Below are 281 nucleotides of genomic sequence, written 5' to 3' on the forward strand. Positions count from 1 at the left end.
GAACGTTGACGTCAGCGGCGCGTACGCGCCCGGCGGGAAGTTTGTAATCCTTTCCCCCTCCCCGTCGGGAGGGGGTCAATCCTTTACGCCACTTCTGCTACACAGGCCGTCGAGCGACGACGGTAATGCTCATAAATCCCCATTGCCAGCAGCGAGAAGAAGATCGGTCCGCCAACCATCCACAGCGTGCTGTTCCAGTCATTTGCCTCAACCACGGGCTGAATGACGGTAAAGATGTTGGCGAACGCGACGACCAGCACCACAACAGTGGTCGCCAGCAG

Annotated in this window: 1 pseudogene; it reads right to left on the reverse strand. The window is 59.1% G+C overall.

Features of this window, described 5'->3' with window-relative positions:
* Positions 1-83 precede the first annotated feature (83 nt).
* A pseudogene (locus RTW80_RS28965) lies at positions 84-281 on the reverse strand (glutamate/gamma-aminobutyrate family transporter YjeM); the annotation flags it as partial.

Source organism: Escherichia sp. AM3 (assembly GCF_032029835.1).
In the GTDB taxonomy this organism is placed as follows: Bacteria; Pseudomonadota; Gammaproteobacteria; order Enterobacterales; family Enterobacteriaceae; genus Escherichia; species Escherichia coli.